This window comes from Mycobacterium sp. SMC-8 (genome assembly GCF_025263565.1).
In the GTDB taxonomy this organism is placed as follows: Bacteria; Actinomycetota; Actinomycetes; order Mycobacteriales; family Mycobacteriaceae; genus Mycobacterium.
This window is the reverse complement of record NZ_CP079865.1, coordinates 2,877,833-2,890,024: the sequence shown is the minus strand read 5'-3', so window position 1 is coordinate 2,890,024 and position 12,192 is coordinate 2,877,833. Positions and strand designations below refer to the sequence as shown.

Annotated in this window: 12 protein-coding genes and 2 pseudogenes; 5 read left to right on the top strand and 9 right to left on the bottom strand. The window is 68.0% G+C overall.

All coding sequences use genetic code 11. The features are described from left to right. Positions 1-85: 85 nt before the first annotated feature. From KXD97_RS14110 to KXD97_RS14090, 5 genes and pseudogenes are all read left to right on the top strand, one after another. Complete coding sequence (locus tag KXD97_RS14110) at positions 86-1,168, top strand: tyrosine-type recombinase/integrase (RefSeq protein ID WP_260754055.1); 1,083 nt, start codon at positions 86-88, stop codon at positions 1,166-1,168. Then, on the top strand, positions 1,134-3,050 hold the full coding sequence (locus KXD97_RS14105; RefSeq protein WP_260754053.1) for a site-specific integrase: 1,917 nt from the start codon (positions 1,134-1,136) through the stop codon (positions 3,048-3,050). Before KXD97_RS14110 ends, KXD97_RS14105 begins: the two co-directional genes overlap by 35 nt. Continuing rightward, positions 3,047-3,346: a hypothetical protein gene (locus KXD97_RS14100; RefSeq protein WP_260754051.1), complete on the top strand. Its 300-nt coding sequence runs from the start codon at positions 3,047-3,049 to the stop codon at positions 3,344-3,346. The genes KXD97_RS14105 and KXD97_RS14100 overlap by 4 nt, the downstream gene beginning before the upstream one ends. 43 nt (positions 3,347-3,389) lie before the next feature. Then, positions 3,390-3,632: pseudogene (locus tag KXD97_RS14095) on the top strand (integrase core domain-containing protein); the annotation flags it as partial. A gap of 26 nt (positions 3,633-3,658) precedes the next feature. Beyond that, positions 3,659-4,093, top strand: a pseudogene (locus tag KXD97_RS14090) (HNH endonuclease); the annotation flags it as partial. Here KXD97_RS14090 and KXD97_RS14085 read toward each other — a convergent pair. Genes KXD97_RS14085 through KXD97_RS14045 form a run of 9 tightly spaced genes read right to left on the bottom strand, consistent with a single transcriptional unit; the run spans position 4,066 to position 12,170 of the window. Further along, complete coding sequence (locus KXD97_RS14085) at positions 4,066-4,527, bottom strand: nuclear transport factor 2 family protein (RefSeq protein ID WP_260757471.1); 462 nt, start codon at positions 4,525-4,527, stop codon at positions 4,066-4,068. The pseudogene KXD97_RS14090 and the gene KXD97_RS14085 overlap by 28 nt on opposite strands. Then, the gene (gene tsaD / locus KXD97_RS14080) at positions 4,524-5,546 is read right to left on the bottom strand and encodes a tRNA (adenosine(37)-N6)-threonylcarbamoyltransferase complex transferase subunit TsaD (RefSeq protein ID WP_260757470.1); all 1,023 of its coding nucleotides are present in this window, start codon (positions 5,544-5,546) and stop codon (positions 4,524-4,526) included. Before tsaD ends, KXD97_RS14085 begins: the two co-directional genes overlap by 4 nt. Then, a complete protein-coding gene (gene rimI, locus KXD97_RS14075) occupies positions 5,543-5,995 on the bottom strand; it encodes a ribosomal protein S18-alanine N-acetyltransferase (RefSeq protein WP_260757469.1) in 453 nt (150 codons plus the stop codon). Before rimI ends, tsaD begins: the two co-directional genes overlap by 4 nt. Further along, the gene (gene tsaB, locus KXD97_RS14070; protein ID WP_260757468.1) at positions 5,992-6,624 is read right to left on the bottom strand and encodes a tRNA (adenosine(37)-N6)-threonylcarbamoyltransferase complex dimerization subunit type 1 TsaB; all 633 of its coding nucleotides are present in this window, start codon (positions 6,622-6,624) and stop codon (positions 5,992-5,994) included. The genes rimI and tsaB overlap by 4 nt, the downstream gene beginning before the upstream one ends. Beyond that, positions 6,621-7,085 carry a tRNA (adenosine(37)-N6)-threonylcarbamoyltransferase complex ATPase subunit type 1 TsaE gene (tsaE, locus tag KXD97_RS14065; protein ID WP_260757467.1) on the bottom strand — a complete coding sequence of 155 codons (465 nt, stop codon included), beginning with the start codon at positions 7,083-7,085 and terminating at the stop codon, positions 6,621-6,623. The genes tsaB and tsaE overlap by 4 nt, the downstream gene beginning before the upstream one ends. Continuing rightward, on the bottom strand, positions 7,078-8,166 hold the full coding sequence (locus KXD97_RS14060) for an alpha/beta fold hydrolase (protein WP_260757466.1): 1,089 nt from the start codon (positions 8,164-8,166) through the stop codon (positions 7,078-7,080). The genes tsaE and KXD97_RS14060 overlap by 8 nt, the downstream gene beginning before the upstream one ends. Continuing rightward, positions 8,163-9,308: an alanine racemase gene (gene alr, locus KXD97_RS14055; protein WP_260757965.1), complete on the bottom strand. Its 1,146-nt coding sequence runs from the start codon at positions 9,306-9,308 to the stop codon at positions 8,163-8,165. The genes KXD97_RS14060 and alr overlap by 4 nt, the downstream gene beginning before the upstream one ends. A 32-nt stretch (positions 9,309-9,340) precedes the next feature. Next, on the bottom strand, positions 9,341-10,747 hold the full coding sequence (locus KXD97_RS14050; RefSeq protein WP_260757465.1) for a glutamate decarboxylase: 1,407 nt from the start codon (positions 10,745-10,747) through the stop codon (positions 9,341-9,343). Between the two features lie 10 nt (positions 10,748-10,757). Continuing rightward, the gene (locus KXD97_RS14045; RefSeq protein ID WP_260757464.1) at positions 10,758-12,170 is read right to left on the bottom strand and encodes an NAD(P)H-hydrate dehydratase; all 1,413 of its coding nucleotides are present in this window, start codon (positions 12,168-12,170) and stop codon (positions 10,758-10,760) included. Positions 12,171-12,192: the final 22 nt, after the last annotated feature.

Here is a 12,192-nt window from a genome sequence, read left to right as displayed (position 1 = left end):
AATCCGGGAGAATGCAGGCACGTAAACGACACGCCAGCAAGGAAAATGCTTGACTGGCGGTAGGCGGCGGGGTTGCACTTGTCTTATGGCGATTCAGCATCAGCTGCGTCTGCACCCAGGCACCGATGTCGCCTGGGTGTTGTCCGGTCCGGGCTGTGAGAAGTACGCGTTGGTCAACGAGTACCTGGGGTATTTGGCCGACCGGAATTATTCTCCCCGCACGCTGCGGGCCTACGGCTATGACCTGCTGGCATTCTGCCGTTGGCTCGACGACGTCGATGTCACATTGAGTGCGGTGACCACCGAGACGGTGCTGGACTTCATGCGGCACTGCCGGCAGACTCCGATCGCGGGGCGCCCCGCCAATGTGGTGTCGATGACCGGCGCGGCCTACGACCACTACTCGTCGACGACCATCAACCACCGCCTTGCCGCATTGACCGGCCTGTACCAGTTCCGCGAACTGCGTGACCCCAGGCTGCGGAGCCCGATCCCTAGTGGCCGCGAAGCCCGTCGGGTCAGCGCTGAGGAACGCACCGGCTTGCTTGGACATTTGGTCCGGCCCAAACGCCGATCGGCGCTGCGGCTGCGCGAACCGCGTCGGCTGCCGCGGGCCTTGAATCGTCACGAGACCGCTCAGCTGTTATCGAGCCTGCGGACGTGGCGTGACCGGGCACTGGCTGGGCTGATGTTGTTGTCCGGGCTTCGATCTGGAGAACTGCTGACCCTCAACGTGACCGATGTCGATATCGGTGCCCGCTGGGTGAAGGTGATGGGCAAAGGCGCCAAGGAGCGCCGCGTGCCTCTCGATGTGGAGGTCGCCGGGCTGATCCAAACCTATCTGCTCGTTGAAAGACCCGAATCGGACAGCAACCTCCTATTCCTGGTCGCGAAAGGCCCGCATCGGGGCCAACCCTTGACCGCGGCCGGTTTACGCACAATCTTCCGGTATCACCGAGCCAAGACCGGGGTGCTCGCGGGTCACCCGCATGCGTTACGACATACCTTCGGCACCGCGATGGCCGAGGCCGGGGTGGATCTGGCGGTGATGCAAGCTCTGCTCGGGCACTCCCACATCGACACCACAGCCCGCTACATCCATCTGGCACCCATCCACGTCAAGGCGGAATACGATGCTGCCCGAACACGATTACGTTCCCGCCCCTGAAACACCGGCGCAGATCTACGCTGCCTACCTGGTTCACCTACAACGCCGGGACCGCGGCAACACCGCTTATGCCCAAGCCGCCCGATCGTTTCTACGGCGCTGGCCCCGAGTCCAGACCTGGGCCGACATCCCACTGCAGCAGCAGTTGGCGGCGAACTGTTCGACGCGGCCGTTTATCACGTTCCTGATGGTCAGCCGACGGCTGCAACCGGGTTACGACTACCTCGTGCACCGCAAACTCTGCAGCCTCTGGCACGAGCTGACCGACAGCTGCCTGCAACCCGACCTCGATCAGTTCCTGCGCGCAGCAGCCGAATTGGGTTTCAGTCAGCGGGTCGCTTCGGCGATCGGCTCGCAGATCATCGCCCGCCTGCTGATCCAGACCGCCCGCCCCCTGGCCGATCTGCGGGAACATGATCTGCAAGAGTTGCTGCACGCTTGCGATAGCCGACAGGAACGCACCGGCCGCGGTGCCAGGCACTATCGCAGCACCACCCACAGTGCCCGCCAGATCCTGTTCCACCTCGGCATCCTCGACGACCAAGCACCTCCGGCGGTCGCCCCGTTGACCCTCGAGGAGCGCATGGCCGACGTCCCGGCGGCGCTGCGGCCGGAGTTCGTGGCCTATCTGAACCGCAAATACGCCACCTGCGTGCCCAAAACGGTCAGCTCCCTGGCCACCCGATTGGCACATTTCGGCCGCTACCTCGCCGCCACCGACCCCAGCCTGACCTCGCTGAACCAACTGGACCGCCGCCGGCACATCGAGCCGTTCATCACCTCGCTGACCACCGCCACCAACAGCGTCACCGGTGAGCCGATCACCATCGCCGACCGGATCCGACGCATCCACGCGGTGGGCAACTTCCTGGCCGAAATCACCGAATGGGGATGGGACGACGCCCCACCGCGGCGCCTGATCTTCCGCACCGACATGCCGCGGCCACCCCGCTGTCTGCCCCGATATCTACCGGTCGATGCAGACCGCACACTCACTGCCGCCCTGGCGAAATCACCTTACCGACTCGCCGCTGACGCCCTGCTGGTGCAGCGGGCCTGCGGACTGCGCATCGGTGAACTGCTCGACCTCGAACTCGACTGCATCCACGAGATCCCGGGCCAGGGATCGTGGCTCAAAGTTCCCCTCGGCAAGCTCAACTCCGAACGCATGATCCCCGTCGACGACGAGGTCCTCACCCTCGTGGACCGCATCACCACAACCCGCTCCTGCGGGCGACCGATGATCCATCCCCGCACCGGCGCCCCCGCCGACTTCCTGTTCACTCACCACGGGAAAAGACTGTCCCAGAACGCAATACGCGAAGAACTGAACCGGGCAGCCCAAGCTGCTGGCCTAGGACACATCACACCGCATCAACTGCGACACACCTATGCCACTGCACTGATCAACGCTGGAGTATCGCTGCAGGCCCTCATGGCACTGCTGGGCCACGTCTCCTCCCAGATGAGTCTGCGATATGCCCACCTCTTCGACCACACCGTACGCACCGAATACGAACGCGCCTTGGACCTGGCCAAAAGTCATATCGGAGCGCTGCCCACCACCACCGCAGTCGGGTTGCCGCTGACCGATATCACCGGCACCGGCTGGAAAGACACCCCGGCCATCAAATCCCGCCTGGCCGGCGGATACTGCCTACGCGCACCCGCGCAAGGGTCCTGCCCGTATGCCAACATCTGCGAACACTGTCCCAGCTTCCACACCGACGCCACCCACCTCGCTGTCCTTGCCGCCCAACGCATCGACGCCCACGATCTGGCCGTAGACGCAGAAAAACGGGGATGGATCAACGAAGCCGACCGCCACCGCAAGCTCGTCTCCCGACTCGACGCGCTCATCACCGCAGCGGCATCCGCATGAACGAACCCGCCCTGCTGCGCGTCGAACGGGTCTGCGCCAACCTCGCCACCGCCGGCCAGCCCATCACCTTCACCGCCGTCGCCGAGCACGCCCAGATCAGCCGCGCCACCCTCTACCGCGACCGCCAGCTCCGCGCCATCGTCGACGAACACCGCACCCGACAAACCGACGCCCGCACCCTCACCGGCCTGGCCACCGACGTCGCCCACCTACGCACCGCCGTCGAAGCACTCGCCGCACGCGTCAAACGCCACGACGAACAACTCCGCAAACTCACCACACCACCCCGACAATGAACCACTCCGCACGCCAACACAGCTCCCTGAGCCCGCATTAGCCGGTCAAGCCTACGACAACGCGTTGATGGAGTGCGTAATCGGGCTGTACAAGACCGAGTGCATCCGCACCACGATCTTCCACGCCGGCCCCTACCGCAACATCGGAGACGTCGAGTACGCCACCGCCGGCTGGGTCGACTGGTACAACACCAGGCGCCTGCACAGCAGCCTTGAGATGATGACCCCCGTGGAGTTCGAGCAAGCCCATTACGCGACCCTCAACCGAGAGCCGCAACCCGTATAGAAGCGGCGGAGAACCTGGGGCGGTTCACAAACCTCAAAAGCCTGTGCCGTTTTCACCACCTGCTGAAAACATTCTGGATCGGCGCCACCGGCTGGCGCGACCGACAACACCCCGACGGCACCATCATCTGGACCGCACCCACCGGCCACACCTACACCACCCACCCCGGCAGCCGGCTGCTCTACCCCATCCTGTGTCGGCCCACCGGCACGCTGTGGACCGGCGACCCACCCCAACCCACCCCCAACACCCACCGCGGCACCATGATGCCCCGACGGCGAAACACCCGCGCCCACAACCGAACCCGAGCCATCACCGCCGAACGCACACACAACCGCCGACTACGCAAATCACAAAGCCCACCCCACCGCACAGACCACCAGCCACCTAGCACTACGCCCTGGGCATCACCCACCCAATGGCACGAACCCGACTACGGCGACGACCCACCACCGTTCTGACCAAGTCGACCCGAATCCATCAGCAAGTGGTCGGATACATCACCGACCATCTCCACGTCGACGGTGCGGCCGGTGAAGTACCAGCCGTCCGCATCGCGAGCGAAGGTGTCGGCGTACCTCCCGACCACAATGGGCTGCAACACAACCGAGTCGGTGCGCTGGACGACACAGAACGTCGAGCGCCCCGTGGCCGTGTCACCGTCGATGTCGACGATCGGGTTGAGCACCAGGTGCCGGGTGCGCGGGGTGTTGCCGTGTTCGGGGAACCGGCGGGTGGTCGCGACGAACAGGCCGGCGATGGCATCGGCGCCGGCGACCCCCATGAAGTGGCCCCGCCCGAGTAGCGCTCCGACACCGTCGAAGTCACCGGCGTCGACCAACTCCGCATAGCGGTACAGCAGTTCGGTGATCGCAAGCTTGTCAGCCGCACTCACGCGACCTGCCCCTGCACCACCGGCAACCCCGGATCGCTGGCGGCATCGAGCGGCGACGGTGACGCCCCGGCCGCGATCAAATGCGCGGCGAACGACGCGATCATCGCCCCGTTGTCGGTGCACAACCTCGGCCGCGGAATCCGCAGCGTCATCTCGGCCTCTTCGGACCGCTGCGACGCCAGCTCGCGCAGCCGCGAGTTCGCCGCCACTCCCCCGGCGATCAACAGCGTCGACACTCCGAGGTCTTTCGCCGCGCGCACCGCTTTGGCGGTCAGCACGTCGGCGACGGCCTCTTGGAACCCGGCCGCGATATCGGCCTGCGAAGACTCCGGATGCCGCTCCACATACCGCGCCACCGCGGTTTTGAGACCCGAGAAGCTGAACGCGTACGGGTCGTCCCGCGGTCCCGTCATTCCTCGCGGGAAGGTGATCGCGGCCGGATCGCCCTCGCGGGCAAGCTCATCGAGCACCCGCCCACCCGGGTATCCCAGACCGAGCAGCCGGGCGACCTTGTCGTACGCCTCGCCCGCGGCATCGTCGACCGTGGAACCCAGCTCGATGATCGGCTCCCCCAGCGACCGCACGTGCAGCAGATTCGTATGCCCGCCCGACACCAACAGACCGATGCTCTCCGGCAGCGGGCCGTGGTCGTACACGTCGGCGGCCAGGTGCCCGCCCAGGTGATTCACCGCGTAGAACGGCACCTGCCACGCCGCCGCGTACGCCTTGGCCGCAGCGACACCGACCAGCAGCGCCCCTGCCAGACCCGGGCCGATGGTCGCCGCCACGACGTCGGGTCTGCTCACCCCGGCCGCCGCCAGCGCACGCCGCATCGTCGGCCCCAGCGCCTCCAGATGCGCGCGGGACGCGATCTCCGGAACCACCCCGCCGAACCGGGCGTGCTCGTCGACGCTGGAGGCCACCTCGTCGGCCAGCAGCGTCACCGTCCCGTCGTCGCCGAGTTCAGCGATACCGACACCGGTCTCGTCGCAGGAACTCTCGATGGCCAGAATGATCATCGCCGCTCCCTTTTCATCGTGTAGGCGTCTGCACCACTGACCCGGTAGTAGCGCTTGCGCACCCCGATCTTGACGAATCCTTCGCTCTCGTACAGCGCGATCGCCGCGTCGTTGTCGGTACGGACTTCGAGGAAGATCGTTCCGCCTTCGGCATGTTCGATCAGCCGGGTGACCATGTTCCGGCCGATGCCCTGACCCTGATACGCCGGGTCGACACCCACGGTGTGAATCTCGTACTCATACGGCTTGAACCGGCCCAGCCGGGCGATCCCGGCATATCCGACCACCTTGTCGTCCACCCGAGCTGCGACGTAGTAGTTGTGCTTGGCGGCCAGCTCCGCCAGGAAGGTGCGCTCGGGCCACGGGTCGTCGCCGTCGAACAGTTGCGCCTCCAATTCGGCACACCGCATGGCGTCACCCGGGGTCAGCAGGCCGTACTCGACGTTCACCGCACCACCGCCCGCGACGGCTTGGCATCGGGCCTGCGCAGGTACAGCGGCACCAGCGGTTCCGGATCGGACACCCAATCCGTCACCGCCGCAACGAGTCCCGCTGCGGTGGGATAGACCGGAGCGAGCCGCGGAAGGTCGAACAGCTCGACATGCTCCGGTGACCCGGCCACCGCCTCGGCACCTGGAGGTACGTCCACCGCCGCGTTCACCGCCGGTCCGTCGACCCGTCGGCCGTCCCGGTAACGCGCCCAGTACACCTCGCGACGCCTGGCGTCGGTGACCACCAGGACATCTCCGGCCGTTCCCACCGCGATCGCGTCCAGGCTGCACACTCCGCGCACCGGGACGCCGAGCGCATGCCCGAACGCCGCCGCCGTGGCCATCCCGACCCTCAGCCCGGTGAACGGGCCGGGTCCGCACCCCACCACCACGGCGTCGAGCCGGTCTACGGTGATCCCCGCACGACTGAGCGCCTCAACAGTATTGGGGGTCAGACGTTCGGCGTGCGCGCGGTTATCGACCGTGACCTGCTCGGCGAGCACCTGCACCGCGTCACCGTTCATCCGCACCACGCCCGCAGTCACCGCCGGGGTGGCCGTGTCGATGGCCAGGACCAGCCTGCTCACGGCCTGCTCCACTGCCAGATCGCGGTGCGCGCATCGGTGTCGGGGGCGCGCTCCAGCCGGATGTCGAGGTGGCTGTCCGACAGCCGTTCGGCCAGCCCCTCACCCCACTCGACCACTACGACGGCGTCGTCGAGATCGGTGTCGAGGTCCAGCGAGTCCAATTCGGCGAGCAGGTCCACCGACTCCTGGTCGAGCAGCCGGTACAGGTCGACGTGCACCATCGCCGGCGCTCCTTCCCGGCGGGGCCGGTGCACCCGAGCCAGTACGAAGGTCGGCGAGATCACCGGGCCCTCCACATCCAGGGCCTGCGCGATGCCCTTGGCCAGCACCGTCTTTCCGGCGCCCAAGGGGCCGGACAGCACCACCACGTCACCGGCATGCAGCCCACGGCCCAGCCTGGCGCCCAGCGCCATCGTCTCCTCGACGTTGAGCAACTCCATGTTGCCCGAACGATCATCCATCAGACCGCATCCGCTCCTTCACCCGCCGGGTCAACGCCACCAGCTTCGACGGCGTGGCCCGTTCCACCAGCCGTACCAACGCCTCGTTGATGACTTCCGGGCGCTCCAGCTGAACCAAATGCCCTGCGCCGCCTACGATCACAAGTTCCGATCGCTGCAACTTGTGCGCCATCTCCCTGGAGTACTCGACCGGTGTGAGCAGATCCCGGTCGCCACAGGCGATCAACGTCTGCACCTTGTTCAACGTCTGCAGGGCGGCCGTCTCGTCGTGCACCTCGAGCGCGTGCAGGAACTCCACCAGTGTGGTGATCGAAGTGTCGTGCATCATCCGCTCGGAGAACGACACCACACTCGGGCTGATCTTCTCGTCGCCGTACGACGCGGCCCGCAGAATCGGACCGATCACCGAGCGTGCGGCTCCGCGGCTGCGGTGCATCAGCTTCGGCGCGTACCTCGCCGCGAACCGCACCGCCTCCAACGCCGGGTTCTTCAGGATCTCACCGACCGGGGAGCGTGAAACACCTTCGGCAGCAGAGGAAATCAACGCCACGCCGACCACGCGAGTGGGATAGCGCTGCGGATACTGCCGGGCGTGTGAGAGGACCGTCATGCCGCCCATCGAATGCCCCACCAGCACCACGGGACCCTTCGGCGCCATCACCGCCAGCACGCTCTCCAGATCCTGGCCGAGCTGCTCGACGGTGTAGGTGTCCGGCGGCGCCTCACCGGACCGGCCGTGGCCGCGCTGATCGTAGAACACCATCCGGACCTGGGGTCCCCATAGCTCGCTCAGGCGAGCCCGCTGGAAATGGAACGATCCCATCCGCAGGCAGAAGCCGTGCGCGAACACCACGGTCAGCGGCGCGTCCACCGGCCCCACTTCGCGGACCGTCAGCGGGACGCCGTCAGGGGTCGTCACCACACAGCCCCGGTCGGCGTCGAGAAGCTCGAAATCCTCGTCACGGTGCGGGTCCTCGTCGGTCACCCGGCGGCGCAGCGACTGCGCCACCGACACACCCGCGGCGGAGCCGACGGCGGCCATCCCCGCCGCCCCGGCCAGCCAGCCCGCGCCGCGAATCATTGCAGACCACCGCGGTAGGACCGTACGAACCGTCCTCGCGGGCTCGTCACCACCTCGTAATTGATGGTGCCCAGCAGTTCGGCCCAGTCCTGCGCCGTCGGCTCGCCGTCGGTGCCCGGGCCGAACAGAATCGCGTCGTCCCCCTCGGCGACCGGCACCGGACCGGGCCCCAGATCCACCACGAACTGGTCCATGCAGATCCGTCCCACGTTCGGATACCGGCGGCCGTTGATCGACACCTCGAAGCGGTTGCTCAGCGCGCGGTACACCCCGTCGGCATAGCCGGCCGGGATCAACGCCAGCGTGGTGTCCACCGGCGCGGTCCAGGTGTGCCCGTAGGACACGGCGTCGCCCGCACGCACCTGCCGCAGCTTCGCCACCGGGCAGCGCACCGTCATCGCCGGCCGCAAGCCCATGTCGCCCCGCTCGGGTATCGGCATCTGCCCGTACACCGCGATCCCGGGCCGCACCATGTCGAATGCCAGGTCCGGACGGGTCAGCGCGGCAGGCGAATTCGCCAGGTGCACCACCTCGTAGGTGACTCCGCTGGACCGCGCCGTCACGGCCATGTCGGTCAGTCGGCGCGCCTGGACATCGTTGAAGGGGTGCTCCGGCGTGTCACCGTGGGCCAGATGCGACATCAGCCCGCGCACCCGCACCGCGCCATCGCTGCGCGCCCGGCGCAGGGTGTCGACGACCGCCGGATACTCGGCCTCGCTCACTCCGTTGCGGCACAGCCCGGTGTCGGCCTTGACGGACACGTTCGCGGTAACCCCGGTGCGCGCGGCGGCATCGAGGACGTCGCCGAGCTGGCGCTGCGACGACACGGCCACGTCGACGTCGGCCAGCAGCGCCGGCGCGAAATCGGTGCCCGGCGGGTGCAGCCAGGACAGCACCCGGGCGGTGACGCCGTCAGCGCGCAGCGCCAGCGCCTCGGCCAGCGTCGCGACCCCGAGCTCGGCGGCCCCGGCCGCCAGCGCGGCACGCGCCACACGGGTGGCGCCGTGACCGTAGCCGTCGGCCTTCACGACGGCCATCACCGCAGCGGAACCTGCATGTTCGCGCAGCACAGCGACGTTGTGGGCGATCGCATCGAGGTCGACGGACGCGGTGGGCACTGCCCGGGGGATGTTCATGGTCATGGTCACCGCCTGCGATTGTCCCAGGCGGGCGTTCAGTGGGCGAAATGCTCCTCGTCGGCGAAGCCGCCGACGCCCACCTTGTCGAGCTTGCCGAGCACCTCGACCAGGTCGTCGCGCAGCGCCCGGGCCAGGTTCGCCGAGAAGCCCTCCCGCACCACGATCCGCAGCACCGCGACGTCGGTGGCCTTGTCGGGCATCGTGTAGGCCGGAACCTGCCAGCCGTAACCGCGGAGCAGCGACGAGATGTCGAAGACCGTGTATCGGGTGCCTTCCACCAGCTTGAACGCCACCACCGGAATCGCCGAGCCGTCCGAGATCACCTCGAAGACCGCTAAGTTGTCCGGCCCGGTCATCGCGGCCAGCTCATGGGCCAGCCACTGCGCGGTCTCGGACAGCGTCCTCATCACCGTGACGTAGCCCTCACGCCCCAGCCGCAGGAAGTTGTAGTACTGGCCGACCACCTGGTTGCCAGGCCGGGAGAAGTTCAGCGTGAACGTCGGCATGTCGCCGCCGAGGTAGTTGACCCGGAACACCAGGTCTTCGGGCAGGTGGTCGGCGTTGCGCCAGACCACGAAGCCGATGCCGGGATACGTCAGGCCGTACTTGTGGCCGCTGACATTGATCGACACGACTCTGGGCAGGCGGAAGTCCCACACCACGTCGGGGTGCAGGAACGGCACCACGAAACCGCCGCTGGCCGCGTCCACGTGCACCGGCACGTCGGGGCCGCCGCCGCCGGCCAGCTTGTCCAGCGCCGCGCAGATCTCACCGACCGGCTCCAGCTCCCCGGTGAACGTGGTGCCCAGGATCGCGACCACTCCGATGGTGTCCTCATCGACGGCGTCGACCACCTGCTCGGGAGTGATCACGTAGCGTCCCTCCTCCATCGGCAGATAGCGAGCCTCGACGTCGAAGTAGCGGCAGAACTTCTCCCACACCACCTGCACGTTGGAGCCCATCACCAGATTCGGGGTGCGCCCCTTCCAGCCGTCGCCGTTCGCGCCGGCGAACTTGTCGCGCCACCGCCACTTCATCGCCAGGCCGGCCAACATCACCGCCTCGCTGGATCCGATGGTCGACACCCCGACCGCCGTCGACGGGTCGTCGTCGCGCAGGTTCTCGGCGTGGAACAGGTCGGCGACCATGCACACGCAGCGCTGCTCGATCGCGGCGGTGACCGGGTACTCGTCCTTGTCGATCATGTTCTTGTCGAACGTCTCCGACATCAGCCGGCCCGCTTCGGGATCCATCCAGGTGGTGACGAACGTCGCGAGGTTGAGGCGGGAACTACCGTCGAGCATGAGCTCGTCGTGGATGTAGCGGTAGGTCAGCTCGGGTTCCATCGACTCGTCGGGCAGGCGAAGCGCCGGGATGGGGTTGGTGGACATCCGTCCGGTGTAGGCGGGGGTCAGCGACGAGTGACGGGATACGTTGGGCATGGGCTCCTTTTTAGAGGATCGAGCCCAACGCCGTCCGCAGATGCGCCAGGATGCGTGACGCCGATGTCGGGGCGGCCGCCGGCCCGGGGTCACGGGCGGACAGGTCGGCGGCCCGGGCGTGGACGAATGCCGCGGCGGCCGCCGCCTCGTCGGGGGCCAGCCCCGCTGCCAGCAGCGCACCGATCACGCCGGACAGCACGTCCCCCGAGCCGGCGGTCGCCGCCCACGAGTTGCCTGCGGCGTTGAGGTGCACCGGCCCGCCGGGCGCCGCGACGATCGTGACGTTGCCCTTGAGCAGCACCGTGACGCCGAGCCGGTCGGCGAGCCTGCGGGTGTCGGCGATCCTGTCGGCGCCGGGCGGCGCCCCGGCCAGCCGGGCGAACTCTCCGGCGTGCGGGGTGAGCACGGTCGGGGCGGAGCGGCCCTCGATCAGCTCCGGGTGAGCGGACAGGATCGTCAGGCCGTCGGCGTCGACGATCACGGGCAGGTCGGTCTCCAGAGCGAATACCAGTGCGGCGGCGGCGGTCTCGTCGGTGCCGAGGCCTGGGCCCACGGCCCACGCCTGAACCCGGCCCGCGCTCGCGTAGCCCGGGGTGGCGATGACCTCAGGCCAGTGCGAGACCACCTCGGCGGCTGCCGTTCCCGCGTAGCGGACCATCCCGGATGTGGCGGCGACGGCGGCACCCGTGCACAGAATGGCAGCGCCGGGGTAGGTCTGCGAGCCGGCCATCACGCCGGTGACGCCCTGGGTGTACTTGTCGTCGGTCGGGCCGGGCACCGGCCAGCGGGCGGCCACATCCTCGGCGTCGAACGCGCGCAGGTCGGTCGGTGGCAGGTCGAGCCCGATGTCGACGAGCTCGACCCTGCCGCAGTCGCCCAGTACGTGAACGGGTTTGAGACCACCGAAGGTGACCGTGAGCGCGGGCCGCACGTGCGGACCGTCGGCGACACCGGTGTGCACGTCGACACCGCTGGGCACGTCGACGGCGACGACGGGGATGCCGGCCCGGGTGACGGCGTCGAACACCTCGGCCGCCTCGGGGCGCAACGGCCCCGACCCGGAGATTCCGACCACCCCGTCGATGACCAGATCCGTTGAGGGCATTACACTTTCGACGACGCGCCCGCCGGCGCGCAGGAACGCGTGGAGGGCTTTGCGGTGCGCCCGTTGCGGGTTGAGCAACAGCGCCGCGGCACCCGCGCCGCGCCGGCGCAGGAACGTCGCCGCCCACAGGGCGTCTCCTCCGTTGTCTCCGGAACCGACCACCGCGCACACCGTCTTGCCTGCGACCGTGCCCAGCTCGCGGGCGATCGCGGTGGCCAGTCCGAACGCCGCCCTGCGCATCAACGCGCCTTCGGGCAGCGCGGCGAGCAACGGCGCTTCGGCCTCACGGATGGCGTCGGCGCTGTAGAAGTAGCGCATGGCGCCTACGGTACGTGGATAG

Bases quoted from the DNA above. Each gene is read 5' to 3' on its own strand.
- tsaD (WP_260757470.1), bottom strand. From the start codon at position 5,546: ATGATCATTCTGGCCATCGAGAGTTCCTGCGACGAGACCGGTGTCGGT.
- KXD97_RS14105 (WP_260754053.1), top strand. From the start codon at position 1,134: ATGCTGCCCGAACACGATTACGTTCCCGCCCCTGAAACACCGGCGCAG.
- KXD97_RS14050 (WP_260757465.1), bottom strand. From the start codon at position 10,747: ATGCCCAACGTATCCCGTCACTCGTCGCTGACCCCCGCCTACACCGGA.
- tsaE (WP_260757467.1), bottom strand. From the start codon at position 7,085: ATGGATGATCGTTCGGGCAACATGGAGTTGCTCAACGTCGAGGAGACG.
- KXD97_RS14110 (WP_260754055.1), top strand. From the start codon at position 86: ATGGCGATTCAGCATCAGCTGCGTCTGCACCCAGGCACCGATGTCGCC.
- alr (WP_260757965.1), bottom strand. From the start codon at position 9,308: ATGACCATGAACATCCCCCGGGCAGTGCCCACCGCGTCCGTCGACCTC.
- KXD97_RS14100 (WP_260754051.1), top strand. From the start codon at position 3,047: ATGAACGAACCCGCCCTGCTGCGCGTCGAACGGGTCTGCGCCAACCTC.
- KXD97_RS14045 (WP_260757464.1), bottom strand. From the start codon at position 12,170: ATGCGCTACTTCTACAGCGCCGACGCCATCCGTGAGGCCGAAGCGCCG.
- KXD97_RS14060 (WP_260757466.1), bottom strand. From the start codon at position 8,166: ATGATTCGCGGCGCGGGCTGGCTGGCCGGGGCGGCGGGGATGGCCGCC.